Source organism: Streptomyces liangshanensis (assembly GCF_011694815.1).
Lineage (GTDB): Bacteria > Actinomycetota > Actinomycetes > Streptomycetales > Streptomycetaceae > Streptomyces > Streptomyces liangshanensis.
On the sequence record NZ_CP050177.1, the window covers coordinates 5,836,250 to 5,851,883 of the forward strand.

Consider the following 15,634-nt stretch of genomic DNA (forward strand, 5'->3'; position numbering starts at 1 on the left):
GACGGGGACACCGGTGGGACGGAGCGGAGCGCCGGGCGGTTCCCCCCGGCGGGGGAGCGGGCCGCGTCAGCAGTCCCCGTACTCGGACATCCCGTCGAGCAGGCGGGCCGACCCTGGTGGCACGGTCACCCCGCGGATCAGCGACGGCGGCACCGGCGCGCGCGTCCCGGCGGACCCCGCCGTCCAGTGCGACGCCATCCGCGCGCAGTCCTCGCGGAGCCCGGCCAGGGTCCCGTCGTCCTCGCTCCCGGCCGGAACGGTACTCAAGGGGTTCTCGAAGGGCACGCTGTCCTTGGCCATGGTCGAAGCGTGGCACGGTCCGGCTCGCGAAGAAAGTTCTACTATCGGGTAGTTTTCCGGGTTGGGGAGTCTTAGGAAGGCGGCCCGCCAACCGGTAGCGTGAACTGTCAACCGTTCTCCGCCCCAGGAGCGTTCACGCCGTGCGAATCGCAGTCTCCGGCTCCATCGCCACCGACCACCTGATGACCTTCTCCGGACGCTTCTCCGACCTGCTGGTCGCCGAGCAGCTCCACACGGTCTCCCTCTCCTTCCTGGTCGACAACCTCGACGTGCGCAGGGGCGGTGTCGGCGCGAACATCTGCTTCGGCATGGGCCAGCTCGGCACCGCGCCCATCCTGGTCGGCGCGGCCGGCGCGGACTTCGACGAATACCGCGCCTGGCTCGACCGGCACGGGGTCGACACCGCCTCGGTCCGGATCTCCGAGGTCCTCCACACGGCCCGGTTCGTCTGCACCACGGACGCCGACCACAACCAGATCGGCTCCTTCTACACGGGCGCGATGAGCGAGGCCCGCCAGATCGAGCTCAAGAACGTCGCCGACCGCGTGGGCGGCCTCGACCTCGTACTGATCGGCGCCGACGACCCCGAGGCGATGCTCCGCCACACCGAGGAGTGCCGCAGCCGCGGGATCCCGTTCGCCGCGGACTTCTCGCAGCAGATCGCCCGCATGTCCGGCGACGACATCCGCACCCTGCTCGACGGCGCCACGTACCTCTTCTCCAACGAGTACGAGAAGGGCCTCATCGAGTCCAAGACCGGCTGGACCGACGAGGAGATCCTCGGCAGGGTCGGCCACCGCGTCACCACCCTCGGCAAGCAGGGCGTGCGCATCGAGGCCGTCGGCGCGGACCCGATCGAGGTCGGCTGCCCCGAGGAGGACACCAAGGCCGACCCCACCGGAGTCGGCGACGCCTTCCGCGCGGGCTTCCTCTCGGGCCTCTCCTGGGGCGTCGGCCTGGAGCGCGCGGCCCAGGTGGGCTGCATGCTGGCGACGCTCGTCATCGAGACGGTCGGCACCCAGGAGTACACGCTCGCCCGTACGCACTTCATGGAGCGCTTCACCAAGGCGTACGGCCACGACGCCGCCACCGAGGTCAGGGCCCACCTGGTCTGAGTCCGCGCCGGGCCCCCCGGCCGGCCGCCCGCTCACGACACCGGGCACACGGCACCGGGCACAACCGGGCTCACGACACCCGGCGGACCACAAACGCGGCACCGTGGTCCGCCGGCCGCTCGCCCACGTACTCCTGGCCCCGCATCGCGCACCACGCCGGGATGTCCAGCCGCGCCGCCTCGTCGTCCGCGAGGACCGTCACCGTCCCGCCGACCGGCACGTCACCGATCACCTTCGCCAGCTCGATCACCGGGATCGGGCACCGCCGCCCGATCGCGTCCACCACCAGCGTCCCCACGGCGGCCGGGGACGCCGCGGGTGTCCCGGCCGCCGGCGGGGCCGCCGGCGCGCCCAGCCGGTCCCGTACCCCCGCCACCGCCCCCGGCAGCACCTCCAGGTACCGCTCCACCTCCGCCGCCGTGGTGCCGGACGGCAGCGAGACCCGCACGTTCCCCTCCGACAGCACGCCCATCGCCCGCAGCACATGGCTCGGGGTCAGCGTGCCGCTCGTGCACGACGAACCGGAGTTGACCGAGAAGTCCGCCAGGTCCAGCGCGTGCAGCAGCGCCTCCCCGTCGACGTACAGGCACGAGAAGGTCACCAGGTGGGGGAGCCGGCGCAGCGGATCGCCCACCACCTCGACGTCGGGGACCAGCTCCGGCACCCGGGCCCGGATCACGTCCACCAGCTCCCGCAGCCGCCGGCCCTCCGCCGCGGCCTCCGCCCGTACCGCGCGCAGCGACGCGGCCGCCGCCACGACCGCCGGAATGTTCTGGAAGCCCGGGGCGCGCCCCGACTCCCGCTCGTCGGCGGGGCCTTGAGGGGCGAACCGCACCCCCTTGCGGACGGCCAGCAGCCCCACCCCCGCCGGCCCGCCCCACTTGTGCGCGCTGGCCGTGAGCACCGACCAGCCGCCCTCCACCGGACCCCACCCCAGCGACTGCGCCGCGTCCACCAGCAGCGGCACGCCCCGGCTCCGGCACACCTCCGCGACCGCGGCCACCGGCTGCTCGGTCCCCACCTCGTGGTTGGCGGACTGGAGGCACGCCAGCGCCGTGTCCGTACGCAGGACTTCACCGTACGAGTCGGGCGAAACCGCCCCGAACCGGTCCACCGGCACCTCGGTCACGTCACCCCCCGCCGCGACCGCGTGCAGCACCGACGAGTGCTCCACCGCCGACACGGCCGCGTGCCGCCCGACACGCCGACGGCCGGAAAGGACTCCGGTCACCCCCGCGTGCACCGCGTGCGTCCCCGAAGGAGTGAACACGAGCTCGTCGGGACGGCAGCCGACCGCCTCCGCGGCGGCCTCCCGCGCCGCGTCCAGCAGCAGCGCGGCGCGCCGCCCCTCCCGGTACAGCCGGGCGGGGTCGGCCCAGCCCTCGTCCAGCGAGGCCCGCAGCGCCTGGCGCGCGACGGGGTGGAGCGGGGCGGACGAGGCGGCGTCGAAGTAGGGCACGCCGCCACGCTAACCCCGGCGCCCGGCGGGTGAGTCGGCGCCGCCGCCCGGAGGGGGCGTCAGAAGCGTCCCGGAGCGGGGTATTCCACCCCTTCGAGGTGCCCGGCGGCGCGTTGGGCACCCTCGCTGCGAGGCCCCGAATTGCGTCCAGTAGGGTTTGGTCCGCATAAACATCCAAACCCCTGCCCGCGTCAGGGCCGGCGACCGACCGACACGGCCGCAGCCGGCCGTGCGGGCGAGACTCTCGGGAAGGCGCTACGTGAGTCCCAACGGCTCCGACCGCTCGTCGCGGCGCCCGATGCGGCGGACGCTGCCGCAGGTGCTGACTGCGGGCCTGATCCTTGCGACCGCCACCGGTTGCACGTACAAGGACTTCCCCCGCCTGGGTATGCCCACCCCGGTGACGGAAGAGGCCCCTCGGATCCTCTCCCTCTGGCAGGGCTCGTGGGCGGCAGCGCTCGTCACGGGTGTCCTGGTGTGGGGTCTGATCCTGTGGAGCGTCATCTTCCACCGGCGCAGCCGCACCAAGGTGGAGGTACCCCCACAGACCCGGTACAACATGCCCATCGAGGCGCTGTACACCGTGGTCCCCCTCATCATCGTCTCGGTGCTCTTCTACTTCACCGCGCGTGACGAGACGAAGATCCTCAGCCTCTCCGACAAGCCGGCCCACACCGTGAACGTGGTCGGCTACCAGTGGAGCTGGGGCTTCAACTACATCGAGAACGTGGACGGGAACCCGAACACCGGGACGAAGATCCCCAGCGAGATCAGCTCCATCCCGAACCGGTACCTCAAGGACTTCCCCAAGGGCGCCGAAGGCGTCTACGACGCCGGCGTCCCGGGCGAGCGGAATCCGCAGACCGGCAACCCCGGCCCGACCCTCTGGCTCCCCAAGGGCGAGAAGGTCAGGTTCGTCCTCACCTCCCGTGACGTCATCCACGACTTCTGGGTGGTGCCCTTCCTGATGAAGATGGACGTCGTCCCCGGGCACACCAACGCCTTCGAGGTGACCCCCAATCAGGAGGGCACCTTCAAGGGCAAGTGCGCCGAACTCTGCGGCGTCGACCACTCCCGGATGCTCTTCAACGTCAAGGTGGTCTCTCCGGAGCGTTACCAGCAGCACCTGAAAGACCTGGCGAAGGAAGGCCAGAACGGCTACATCCCGGCGGGCATCGCCCAGACGGACCCGGCCAGGAACGCGAAGGACAAGAACCTGTGAGCATCCTCAACGAACCCCAGGGTGCCGCCGCGGCCGAGGACTCGTACCAGAACGAGATTCCGGTACGGCGCAAGCAGCCCGGTAGCGTCGTCGTGAAGTGGTTGACCACCACCGATCACAAGACGATCGGCACGATGTACCTGATCACGTCGTTCGCGTTCTTCTGCATCGGCGGGGTGATGGCGCTCTTCATGCGCGCCGAGCTCGCCCGTCCCGGCACGCAGATCATGTCGAACGAGCAGTTCAACCAGGCGTTCACGATGCACGGCACGATCATGCTGCTGATGTTCGCGACGCCGCTGTTCGCCGGATTCGCGAACTGGATCATGCCGCTCCAGATCGGCGCGCCCGACGTGGCGTTCCCGCGGCTGAACATGTTCGCCTACTGGCTCTACCTCTTCGGCTCGATCATCGCCGTCAGCGGCTTCATCACCCCCCAGGGTGCCGCCGACTTCGGATGGTTCGCCTACTCCCCGCTGTCGGACGCGGTCCGCTCGCCGGGTGTCGGCGCCGACCTGTGGATCATGGGCCTGGCCTTCTCCGGCTTCGGCACCATCCTCGGTTCGGTCAACTTCATCACCACGATCATCTGCATGCGCGCGCCCGGCATGACGATGTTCCGCATGCCGATCTTCACCTGGAACGTGCTGCTGACCGGTGTGCTGGTCCTGCTCGCCTTCCCGGTGCTCGCCGCCGCCCTCTTCGCACTGGAGGCGGACCGCAAGTTCGGAGCACATGTCTTTGATGCCGCCAACGGCGGAGCCCTGTTGTGGCAACACCTCTTCTGGTTCTTCGGGCATCCAGAGGTGTACATCATCGCCTTGCCCTTCTTCGGGATCATCTCCGAGATCATTCCGGTGTTCAGCCGGAAGCCGATGTTCGGTTACATCGGCCTGATCGCGGCGACGATCTCCATCGCCGGCCTGTCCGTGACCGTGTGGGCCCACCACATGTACGTCACCGGCGGAGTGCTGCTGCCGTTCTTCTCCTTCATGACGTTCCTCATCGCGGTCCCGACCGGCGTGAAGTTCTTCAACTGGATCGGCACGATGTGGAAGGGCTCCCTGTCCTTCGAGACACCGATGCTCTGGACGATCGGCTTCCTGATCACCTTCGCCTTCGGTGGTCTGACCGGCGTCATCCTGGCCTCGCCGCCGCTCGACTTCCACGTCTCCGACTCGTACTTCGTCGTCGCGCACTTCCACTACGTCGTCTTCGGCACCGTGGTGTTCGCGATGTTCGCCGGATTCCACTTCTGGTGGCCGAAGTTCACCGGCAAGATGCTGGACGAACGGCTCGGCAAGATCACCTTCTGGACGCTGTTCATCGGCTTCCACGGCACGTTCCTGGTGCAGCACTGGCTGGGCGCGGAAGGCATGCCCCGCCGGTACGCGGACTACCTCGCCGCCGACGGCTTCACCGCGCTGAACACCATCTCCACGATCAGCTCGTTCCTGCTCGGCCTGTCGATCCTGCCGTTCTTCTACAACGTCTGGAAGACCGCCAAGTACGGCAAGAAGGTCGAGGTGGACGACCCGTGGGGCTACGGCCGTTCACTCGAATGGGCGACTTCGTGCCCGCCCCCGCGGCACAACTTCCTCACCCTGCCGCGGATCCGTTCCGAATCCCCGGCGTTCGACCTGCACCACCCCGAGATCGCCGCGCTCGAACAGCTGGAGACCGCCGGTCACGGCGCCGGGACCGGCGCCCTCGCCGGTGGCAAGGAGGCCGGGAAGTGAAGATCCAAGGCACGCTCTTCCTCTGGCTGAGCGTCTTCATCCTGGGCATCGCCGTCCTGTACGGCGTGTGGTCCAAGGAGGCCGCCGGCACCACGGCGCTCTTCCTGGCCTTCGGCCTGACGATCATGATCGGGTTCTACCTGTCCTTCACGGCCCGGCGCGTCGACGCCATGGCCCAGGACAACAAGGACGCCGACGTCGCGGACGAGGCCGGCGAGGTGGGCTTCTTCTCCCCGCACAGCTGGCAGCCCTTCTCGCTCGCCGTCGGCGGCGCGCTCGGCTTCCTGGGCATCGCGATCGGCTGGTGGCTGCTGTACTTCTCGGCGCCGCTGATCCTGGTGGGCCTGTGGGGCTGGGTCTTCGAGTACTACCGCGGCGAGAGCCGCACCCAGTAGCACGACCCGAGGCGAAAAGAGGCCGGACACTCCGAGAGGAGTGCCCGGCCTCCCCTCGTTCGGCCTACTCCGTCGCGCTGCCGGCGGCGAAGCTTCATAGCGTGAGGGGCATGAACCACACGCCACGCTTCCGCACCGTTCTCAGCTGCACCCTGCTGGTCGTGTCCTTCGGGGCGGGCGCGACCGCGTGCGGCGACAGCGGTGACAACCCCCTCTCCGCCGAGCCCTACGACGCCGCGGGACAGATCGCGTTCAGCGCCCCCTCCGGCAGCAAGAAGGCGAACCCCGACAAGCCCCTGGAGGTCACCTCCAAGGGCGGCGGCGGCCGCATCACGGACGTCACGGCCACCGACACCTCCGGCCGCTACCTCGCCGGCGAACTCACCGCCGACGGCTCACGCTGGCGCTCCACGGCCCCCCTCGCCGCGGGCACCCGCTACACCGTCCACGTCGCCACCGAGGACGACGACGGCGCGCCCGGCTCCCGCACCCTCTCGTTCGACACCCAGGCCCCCAAGGGCAAGAAGCTCCTCACCGTCGAGTTCGGCCCCGAGGCGGGCAAGTACGGCGTCGGGCAGCCCGTCACGGCGAAGCTCAGCGCCCCGGTCAAGGCCAAGGCGGACCGCGCCGCCGTCGAACGCTCCCTCAAGGTCCGCTCCAGCCCCGCCGCCCAGGGCGCCTGGCACTGGGTGGACAGCAAGACCCTGCACTTCAGGCCGAAGGAGTTCTGGCCCGCCAACGGCACCGTCACCGCGACGAGTACGCTCCAAGGAGTGAAGGTCGGAGCGTTGTACGGCGGCCCCGTGAAGCCCCTGAAGCTCTCGACCGGCGACCGCGTCGAGGCCGTGGCCGACGCCGGGTCGCACTACATGACGGTCTACCGCAACGGCGAGGAGATAAAAAGCATCCCGGTGACCACCGGGAAGCCGGGCTTCTCCACGCGTAACGGGATCAAGGTGATCCTGGGCAAGGAGCAGTTCGTCCGGATGCGCGGGACGAGCGTCGGCATCGCGGCCGGCAGCAGCGAGTCGTACGACCTGCCCGTTTACTGGGCGACCCGGGTCACCTGGAGCGGTGAGTACGTGCACGCCGCGCCCTGGTCCGTCGGCTCGCAGGGCTCCGCCAACGTCAGCCACGGCTGCGTCGGGATGTCCACCGAGAACGCCAAGTGGTTCTTCGGGGCCGTCCGCCAGGGCGACATCGTGCGGGTCGTCAACAGCGAGGGTCACACGATGGAGAACTTCGGCAACGGGTTCGGCGACTGGAACCTGAGCTGGGACAAGTGGCGCGGCGGCAGCGTCCTGACCGCCGGCGTCAAGGAGGGCAGCGGCCCCGTGGGCGCGGCGCGGCTGCGTCCCGAGGTCTGACACGCGGCGGGCGGGCGCCGTACGGGACCACTCCCGTACGGCGCCCGCCCGTTCTTCCGTTCGTTCGTCCCTTCGCCCGGGGGTCCCGGGATCCCCGGGCCGGGACTACGCCCCCACGGCCTGCCTCGTACGCAGCAGGGCGGCCAGGGTGTCCGCGAAGCCGACCGGTTCGACCGGAAGGGTCACCGCGGCGTCCGCGCGGCTCCAGGTGGCCAGCCAGGCGTCCTGCGGGCGCCCGATGAGCAGCAGCACGGGTGGGCAGTTGAAGATCTCGTCCTTGATCTGCCGGCAGACGCCCATGCCGCCCGAGGGCGCGGCCTCGCCGTCCAGGACGCAGACGTCGATGCCGCCCTTGTCCAGGGCGGCGATGACGGCGGGCAGGGTGGCGCACTCCAGGAACCGGATCGGCGGCACGTCGGCCGCCGGCCTGCGTCCCGCCGCCAGCCGTACCTGCTCGCGGGTGTTCGCGTCGTCGCTGTAGACCAGCACCGTGGCGGTCGGCTGCATTGTTCCTCCGTGACATCCGTGTCTGCGAGGGCTTCAGGGCACGTGCCCTGAACCGATGCGCGGATGCTACTCCGTCGGACAGCCTGTCAGCACGGGTAATGACAGCTCTTCGATGGGCCGTTCGGGCTGGACAGGACGCATGGACACACCGAACTGCACCCCCCGGAGTGAGGGCGGGATAAGGGACCGACATAATGTCGGTCGTGGCGACAGCAACGACAGTAGAAACCGGGCACGCGCACCCGTCGGTCAATCGGCCGAACCTCACCAGCGTCGGAACGATCATTTGGCTGAGTTCCGAGCTGATGTTCTTCGCGGCCCTCTTCGCGATGTACTTCACCCTGCGATCCGTGACGGGGGAGGAGCACTGGAAGGAAGTGGCGTCGTCCCTGAACGTTCCGTTCTCGGCGACGAACACCACGATCCTGGTGCTCTCCTCGCTCACCTGCCAGCTCGGCGTCTTCGCCGCGGAGCGCGGTGACGTGAAGAAGCTCCGCACCTGGTTCGTGATCACGTTCGTGATGGGTGCGATCTTCATCGGCGGTCAGATCTTCGAGTACACGGAACTGGTCAGGAACGACGGCCTCTCGCTGTCCTCCGACCCGTACGGCTCGGTGTTCTACCTGACCACCGGCTTCCACGGTCTGCACGTGACAGGTGGTCTGATCGCCTTCCTGTTCGTCCTCGGCAGGACGTACGCGGCCAAGAGGTTCACCCACGAACAAGCAACCGCCGCCATCGTTGTGTCCTATTACTGGCACTTCGTCGATGTCGTCTGGATCGGCCTCTTCGCCACGATCTACTTGATCAAGTAACGGACCGCGCCCCTGAGCGCGTCCGCACACTGTCCAGCAAGCACCGACGCAGAAGATCCTGACACCGGGGTAATCCGTGAAAAAGCTCTCCGCACGACGACGCCATCCGCTGGCGGCGGTCGTCGTCCTACTCCTCGCGCTGGCGGCCACCGGGGGGCTGTACGCGGCGTTCGCGCCCGCGGACAAGGCGCAGGCCGACACCACCTCCCAGTCACTCGCCATCGAGGAGGGCAAGAAGATCTACTCCGTGGGCTGCGCGAGCTGCCACGGGGTCGGCGGCCAGGGCAGCAGCGACGGTCCCTCCCTGGTGGGCGTCGGCGCGGCCGCCGTGGACTTCCAGGTCGGCACCGGCCGCATGCCGGCCCAGCAGCCCGGCGCGCAGGTGCCGAAGAAGAAGGTCATCTACTCGCAGAAGGAGATCGACCAGCTCGCCGCGTACGTCGCGTCCCTCGGCGCCGGACCCGCCCAGCCGACCTCGGAGCAGTACAGCCCCGACGGCGCGGACATCGCCCGGGGCGGCGACCTGTTCCGTACCAACTGCACGCAGTGCCACAACTTCACGGGTGAGGGCGGCGCGCTGACACACGGCAAGTCCGCACCGAACCTGGACGGCGTCGACCCGAAGCACATCTACGAGGCCATGCAGACAGGCCCGCAGAACATGCCGTCCTTCCCGGACACGACGATGCCGGAACAGCAGAAGAAGGACCTCATCGCGTACATCCAGGCGGTGAACGGCGCCGACTCGCCGAGCCCCGGCGGCCTCAACCTGGGCGGCCTCGGCCCCGTCAGTGAGGGCCTGTTCGGCTGGATCTTCGGGCTCGGCGCATGTATCGCAGTCGCCATCTGGGTCGCGGCCCACACCGCTAAGGCCAAGAAGTCATGAGTAGCCAAGAGATTCCAGAAGAAGAGAACCTGCCGAGCGCGCAGGAGCCAGGGCACGGCGGCGCGGTCGAGCGGGCGGACGATCCGTTCGCCGACCCGGGACTGCCGGCGCATCAGCCGCGGATCCAGGACATCGACGAGCGCGCCGCCAAGCGGTCCGAGCGCGTGGTCGCCTTCCTGTTCCTGCTCTCGATGCTGGCGACGGTCGCGTTCATCGCGTCGTTCGTCGCGTTCCCCGTGGACAAGATCGTCTACATCTGGCCGCTCGGGCACATCAGCATCCTGAACTTCTCGCTCGGAGTGACGCTCGGCGTCGCCCTGTTCTGCATCGGCGCCGGCGCCGTCCACTGGGCGCGCACGCTGATGTCGGACGTGGAGATGACCGACGAGCGCCACCCCATCGCGGCGACCCCCGAGGTCAAGGCGAAGGTGCTGGCGGACTTCGCGGCCGGCGCGTCGGAGTCCGGCTTCGGCCGCCGCAAGCTGATCCGCAACACGATGTTCGGGGCGCTGGCGTTCGTACCGCTCTCCGGTGTGGTGCTGCTGCGCGACCTCGGCCCGCTGCCGGAGAAGAAGCTCCGCAGCACCCTGTGGGCCAAGGGCAAGCAGCTCATCAACATGAACACGCTGGAGCCGCTGCGTCCCGAGGACGTCGTCGTGGGCTCGCTGACCTTCGCCATGCCCGAGGGGCTGGAGGAGGACAGCGAGGAGTTCCAGGTGGAGATCGCCAAGGCGGCCCTGATGATCGTCCGTATCCAGCCGGACGACATCAAGGACAAGCGCGAGCTCGACTGGTCCCACCAGGGGATCGTGGCCTTCTCGAAGATCTGCACCCACGTCGGCTGCCCGATCAGCCTGTACGAGCAGCAGACGCACCACGTTCTCTGCCCGTGCCACCAGTCCACCTTCGACCTCTCCGACGGCGCCCGCGTCCTCTTCGGCCCGGCCGGTCACGCTCTTCCGCAGCTGCGGATCGGAGTGAACGGTGAGGGCAATCTCGAGGCGCTCGGCGACTTCGAAGAGCCCGTCGGCCCTGCCTTCTGGGAGCGCGGATGAGTACCACGACGGACGAGACGACCACCCGCAAGGCGCCCGCCGGAGAACGGGTCGCCGACTGGGCCGACGGCCGGCTGGGCATCTACGGCCTGGCCAAGGCCAACATGCGGAAGATCTTCCCGGACCACTGGTCCTTCATGCTGGGAGAGGTCAGCCTCTACAGCTTCATCATCATCATCCTCACGGGTGTCTACCTGACGCTGTTCTTCCACCCGTCGATGAACGAGGTCGTCTACCACGGCAGTTACGTCCCCCTCCAGGGCGTACGGATGTCGGAGGCGTTTTCCTCGACGCTGGACATCAGCTTCGACGTCCGCGGTGGTCTGCTGATCCGCCAGATCCACCACTGGGCCGCGCTGATCTTCCTCGCGGCGATGCTCGTGCACATGATGCGCGTGTTCTTCACGGGTGCGTTCCGCAAGCCCCGTGAGGTCAACTGGCTGTTCGGCTTCCTGCTGTTCGTCCTAGGCATGTTCACCGGGTTCACCGGTTACTCCCTGCCCGACGACCTGCTGTCCGGCACCGGTGTCCGCTTCGTGCAGGGCGCGATCCTGTCCGTGCCGATCGTCGGTACGTACATCTCGATGTTCCTGTTCGGCGGGGAGTTCCCCGGCGGCGACTTCGTGGCCCGCTTCTACTCGGTCCACATCCTGCTGCTGCCCGGGCTGATGCTGGGCCTGGTGGCCGGCCACCTGATCCTGGTGTTCGTGCACAAGCACACCCAGTTCGCGGGTCCGGGCCGTACGGAGAAGAACGTCGTCGGCATGCCGCTGCTGCCGATCTACATGGCGAAGGCCGGCGGTTTCTTCTTCCTGGTCTTCGGTGTGATCTCGGTTGTCGCGGCGATCGCCACGATCAACCCGATCTGGGCCATCGGCCCCTACCGGCCCGACCAGGTCTCCACCGGCGCGCAGCCCGACTGGTACATGGGCTTCTCCGAGGGGCTCATCCGGTTCATGCCCGGCTGGGAGATCAACTTCTGGGGCCACACCCTGGTCCTGGGTGTGTTCATCCCGCTGATCATCTTCCCGCTGGTGCTCGTCGCGATCGCGGTCTACCCGTTCATCGAGGCCTGGGTCACCAACGACGACCGCGAGCACCACATCGCGGACCGGCCGCGCAACGCGCCGACCCGCACGGCCTTCGGTGTCGCCTGGCTGTCGTGGTACTTCGTCCTGCTCGTCGGCGGTGGCAACGACATCTGGGCCACGCACTTCCACCTGTCGATCAACACGATCACCTGGTTCGTCCGGGTCGGGTTCTTCGTCGTCCCGGTGGTCACCTTCGTCGTCACCAAGCGGTTCTGCCTCGGCCTCCAGCGCCGGGACGCCGAGAAGGTGCTGCACGGACGCGAGTCCGGGCTCATCAAGCGGCTGCCGCACGGTGAGTTCGTCGAGGTCCACACGCCGCTGGAGCAGGGCGACCTGTACAAGCTCACCGCGCACGAGCAGCCGAAGCCGGCCGAGCTCGGCCCGACGGTCGACGAGAACGGTGTCGAGCGGAAGGTCTCGCCGGTCGAGAAGGCACGGGTGAAGCTCAGCAAGAGCTTCTACGGGGAGAACACGCAGATCCCCAAGCCCACCGCCGAGGAGTACAAGGAGATCACGAGCGGCCACGGCCACCACTGATCCCACCGGCCCCAGGGTCGTCACCACCGAGGGCCCCGGCCCGGTCTCCTTCCCCGGAGACCGGCCGGGGCCCTCGGCGTCGCCCCGACACCGGCCGGTCCGCAGTCCGGTCACGCGGCCCGCCGGGACCGGGTCCGCCGATAGGCTTGGTGGCGGGCCTGGCGGCAGGCCGGGACCGTTGACTGACACCCCCAGGAGCGAGCATGAGCGCTGTTACCCCCGTCGGAGGCGACACCGTGGCGGCCCGTACCTGGCCGGGCGTCCTCAACCCCCTGCTGCGCGGCGAGGACCTGAGCACCGACGACACCGCCTGGGCGATGGACCGGATCATGGAGGGCGAGGCCACCGACGCGCAGATCGCCGGGTTCGCCGTGGCCCTGCGGGCGAAGGGCGAGACCGTCGAGGAGGTCTCCGGGCTGGTCCGCGCGATGTACGCCCACGCCAACACCATCGAGGTGCCCGGCCGTACGGTCGACATCGTGGGGACCGGCGGCGACCTCGCCAAGACGGTCAACATCTCCACGATGGCGGCGATCGTCGTCGCGGGCACCGGCGCCAAGGTCGTCAAGCACGGCAACCGCGCCGCGTCGTCCGCGAGCGGCTCCTCCGACGTCCTGGAGAAGCTCGGCGTCAACCTGGAGCTGACCCCGCGGCGGGTCGTCGAGGTGGCGGAGGAGGCGGGGATCACCTTCTGCTTCGCGGTGAAGTTCCACCCCGCGCTGCGGTACGCGGCCAAGGCGCGCCGGGAGTTGGGCGCGCAGACCACGTTCAACATCCTCGGGCCGCTGACCAACCCGGCCCGGGTACGGTCCCAGGCCGTCGGCGTGGCCGACGCGCGGATGGCGCCCATCGTGGCGGGGGTGCTGGCCGAGCGCGGCAGTTCGGCGCTGGTCTTCCGGGGCGACGACGGGCTCGACGAGCTGACCACGACCGCGACGTCGCGGGTGTGGGTCGTGCGCGACGGGAAGGTCGGCGAGGTGCCCTTCGACCCGCGTGACCTGGGCCTGGCGCTGGTGCCGGTGGAGGCGCTGCGGGGCGCGGACGCGTCGTACAACGCGGACGTGGCGCGCCGGCTGCTGGCCGGCGAGACCGGTCCGGTACGGGACGCGGTGCTCCTGAACGCGGCGGCGGCGCTGGTCGCGCTGGACCCGACGGATGACACGCTGGAGCTCCAGTTGGCGGCCGGCATGGCGCGCGCGGCCGAGTCGGTGGACTCGGGCGCGGCGGGCCGGGCCCTCGCCCGGTGGGTCGAGGCGTCGCACCGGTAGCGGTGCGCGGCGGCGGGGCGTGGCCACGGGCCGCGCCCCGCCGTTCCCGTTCCCACCTCCGTTCCACATCCCGGACGCGGACTTGAGGCGTCTGCCCGTCTGTGTCAAGCTCGTCGACAAGGTCATGAGTGACAGCGATTTAGGCCCCGGCTCGCTGTCCGGCAACCCTCCGTCCGTGGCGGGGTGCCCCGGGTGAAGACCAGGCCGTAGGCAGCGAGGTCTACGGCAAGCGCGGACCCCTGGCTTTCTTGGGGTCCAGGTCCTCGAGGGAGCAGTCTCGTGAGCAAGCGAATGCGATAGGGCGTACGCCCTTCTTCAACACGCCTCCGTACGGATCCCCGTGCGTGGAGGCATCCCCACGTCCGCCGCGGCGCCCGCCGCCTCCGTGGGTCCTTGAAGCCGTTCCGTCCTGCCGGGGAGATCTCGTCATGTCCGCATACCCGAACGCCGCCGCCACGCCGTCGTCCGCCACCAGCACCACCACCGCCACCACCGAGGACCCCGCCTGTGCGGCGCCGCTGCCCGTGCTCGGGCGCGACGTGACCGTCCCGCTCGTCACCGGCGGCGAGGTCACCTACGCCGCCCTCGACTACGCGGCCAGCGCCCCCGCGCTCCAGCGGGTCTGGGACGACGTCGCCGCCTACGCCCCGTACTACGGCAGCGTGCACCGCGGCGCCGGCTACCTCTCCCAGCTGTCCACGGACCTGTTCGAGAACAGCCGCGCCACCGTCGCGGAGTTCCTCGGCTGCCGCCCCGGCGACCAGGTCGTCTTCACCCGCTCGACCACCGACTCGCTCAACCTGCTGGCCGCCGTGGTCCCCGCCGACTGCCAGGTCTTCGTCTTCGAGACCGAGCACCACGCCTCGCTGCTGCCCTGGCGCGACGCCCGGGTGACGTACCTGAACGCGCCCCGCACCCCCGGCGAGGCCGTCGCCACGCTCGACCGGGCCCTCGCCGGCCGGGAGCCGGGCCCCGCCCTGGTCTGCGTCACCGGCGCGTCCAACGTCACCGGCGAGATCTGGCCCGTACGGGAGCTGGCCGCCGCCGCCCACCGGCACGGCGCCCGGATCGTCCTCGACGCGGCGCAGCTCGCCCCGCACCACCCCGTCGACATCGCGGAACTGGACGTCGACTGGGTCGCCTTCTCCGGGCACAAGCTCTACGCGCCGTTCGGCTCCGGCGTCCTCGCGGGCCGGGCCGACTGGCTGCGGGAGGCGGAGCCGTACCTCGCGGGCGGCGGCGCCAGCCGCAAGGTCGCCCGGCGGACGGACGGCGGGGTGGACGTCGAGTGGCACACCACGGCCGCCCGGCACGAGGCCGGCTCGCCCAACGTCATCGGCGTGTACGCGATCGCCTCGGCGTGCAAGGCGCTCCAGGAGGCCGGGTTCGACACGCTCGTCGCCCGGGAGCAGCGGCTCGTCGCCCGGGTGCGGGCGGGACTCGCCGACGTGCCCGAGGTGCGCGTGCTGTCCCTGTTCGGGGACGACGCCCCGCGGGTCGGCGTGCTCTCGTTCGTGGTGGAGGGCTGGAACAGCTCGCACTTCGCCGCGGCGCTCTCCGCGGAGTACGGCATCGGGGTGAGGGACGGCCTGTTCTGCGCCCACCCGCTGGTCCGCACGCTGCTCGGCAGCGACCCGCAGGACCCGGGGGAGTGCGGCGCCCCGGAGGCGGAGCCGGGCGAGCGCTCGCTCAACGCCATCCGGGTGAGCTTCGGCGCGGGAACGCCGGACGAGCACGTGGACCGGTTCGTCGGCGCGGTGCGGGAGCTGGTGCGCGAGGGCGCCCGGTGGAGCTACCGCACCGAGGAGGGCCGCTGCGTCCCGGACCGGGACGGCGAGACGGTCTGACCCCCGCGGGCGGGGACCGGGCGTCCGTACC

Annotated in this window: 14 protein-coding genes and 1 riboswitch; of the genes, 11 read left to right on the forward strand and 3 right to left on the reverse strand. The window is 69.9% G+C overall.

The features are described from left to right. Positions 1-66: 66 nt before the first annotated feature. A complete protein-coding gene (locus HA039_RS25305) occupies positions 67-300 on the reverse strand; it encodes a hypothetical protein (protein WP_167033664.1) in 234 nt (77 codons plus the stop codon). Positions 301-440: 140 nt separating this feature from the next. Between HA039_RS25305 and HA039_RS25310 the strand changes: the two genes are divergently transcribed. Continuing rightward, positions 441-1,415, forward strand: coding sequence for a carbohydrate kinase family protein (locus tag HA039_RS25310; protein ID WP_167033665.1), 975 nt, complete (start codon positions 441-443; stop codon positions 1,413-1,415). A 70-nt stretch (positions 1,416-1,485) separates the two neighbouring features. Here the strand turns inward: HA039_RS25310 and HA039_RS25315 are convergent, their stop codons facing one another. Continuing rightward, positions 1,486-2,874, reverse strand: coding sequence for a cysteine desulfurase/sulfurtransferase TusA family protein (locus HA039_RS25315; RefSeq protein ID WP_167033666.1), 1,389 nt, complete (start codon positions 2,872-2,874; stop codon positions 1,486-1,488). Positions 2,875-3,133: 259 nt separating this feature from the next. Here HA039_RS25315 and ctaC point away from each other — a divergent pair, with 259 nt between their 5' ends. From ctaC to HA039_RS25335, 4 genes are all read left to right on the forward strand, one after another. Next, complete coding sequence (ctaC, locus tag HA039_RS25320) at positions 3,134-4,096, forward strand: aa3-type cytochrome oxidase subunit II (RefSeq protein ID WP_167033667.1); 963 nt, start codon at positions 3,134-3,136, stop codon at positions 4,094-4,096. Beyond that, a complete protein-coding gene (ctaD, locus tag HA039_RS25325; RefSeq protein ID WP_167033668.1) occupies positions 4,093-5,835 on the forward strand; it encodes an aa3-type cytochrome oxidase subunit I in 1,743 nt (580 codons plus the stop codon). Before ctaC ends, ctaD begins: the two co-directional genes overlap by 4 nt. Then, positions 5,832-6,230, forward strand: coding sequence for a cytochrome c oxidase subunit 4 (locus HA039_RS25330; RefSeq protein ID WP_161307686.1), 399 nt, complete (start codon positions 5,832-5,834; stop codon positions 6,228-6,230). Before ctaD ends, HA039_RS25330 begins: the two co-directional genes overlap by 4 nt. Before the next feature lie 110 nt (positions 6,231-6,340). Then, on the forward strand, positions 6,341-7,597 hold the full coding sequence (locus HA039_RS25335) for a L,D-transpeptidase (protein ID WP_167033669.1): 1,257 nt from the start codon (positions 6,341-6,343) through the stop codon (positions 7,595-7,597). A 105-nt stretch (positions 7,598-7,702) separates the two neighbouring features. Here the strand turns inward: HA039_RS25335 and HA039_RS25340 are convergent, their stop codons facing one another. After that, positions 7,703-8,104, reverse strand: a complete 402-nt coding sequence (locus tag HA039_RS25340) for a DNA-binding transcriptional response regulator (RefSeq protein WP_167033670.1) — start codon at positions 8,102-8,104, stop codon at positions 7,703-7,705. 194 nt (positions 8,105-8,298) lie between these two features. Between HA039_RS25340 and ctaE the strand changes: the two genes are divergently transcribed. From ctaE to HA039_RS25370, 6 genes are all read left to right on the forward strand, one after another. Further along, entirely contained in the window at positions 8,299-8,919 is a 621-nt protein-coding gene (gene ctaE / locus HA039_RS25345) for an aa3-type cytochrome oxidase subunit III (RefSeq protein ID WP_167033671.1), read from the forward strand. A 76-nt stretch (positions 8,920-8,995) separates the two neighbouring features. Continuing rightward, complete coding sequence (gene qcrC, locus HA039_RS25350; RefSeq protein ID WP_167033672.1) at positions 8,996-9,805, forward strand: cytochrome bc1 complex diheme cytochrome c subunit; 810 nt, start codon at positions 8,996-8,998, stop codon at positions 9,803-9,805. Further along, entirely contained in the window at positions 9,802-10,860 is a 1,059-nt protein-coding gene (qcrA, locus tag HA039_RS25355) for a cytochrome bc1 complex Rieske iron-sulfur subunit (protein WP_167033673.1), read from the forward strand. Before qcrC ends, qcrA begins: the two co-directional genes overlap by 4 nt. After that, positions 10,857-12,488 (forward strand): cytochrome bc1 complex cytochrome b subunit, encoded by a 1,632-nt coding sequence (gene qcrB, locus HA039_RS25360; protein ID WP_167033674.1) that lies wholly within the window; start codon positions 10,857-10,859, stop codon positions 12,486-12,488. The genes qcrA and qcrB overlap by 4 nt, the downstream gene beginning before the upstream one ends. A 203-nt stretch (positions 12,489-12,691) precedes the next feature. Then, on the forward strand, positions 12,692-13,756 hold the full coding sequence (gene trpD, locus HA039_RS25365; RefSeq protein WP_167033675.1) for an anthranilate phosphoribosyltransferase: 1,065 nt from the start codon (positions 12,692-12,694) through the stop codon (positions 13,754-13,756). A 120-nt stretch (positions 13,757-13,876) separates the two neighbouring features. Continuing rightward, a riboswitch (SAM riboswitch) is annotated at positions 13,877-13,994 on the forward strand. 190 nt (positions 13,995-14,184) lie between these two features. Further along, positions 14,185-15,603, forward strand: a complete 1,419-nt coding sequence (locus HA039_RS25370; RefSeq protein WP_243869742.1) for an aminotransferase class V-fold PLP-dependent enzyme — start codon at positions 14,185-14,187, stop codon at positions 15,601-15,603. Positions 15,604-15,634 lie beyond the last annotated feature (31 nt).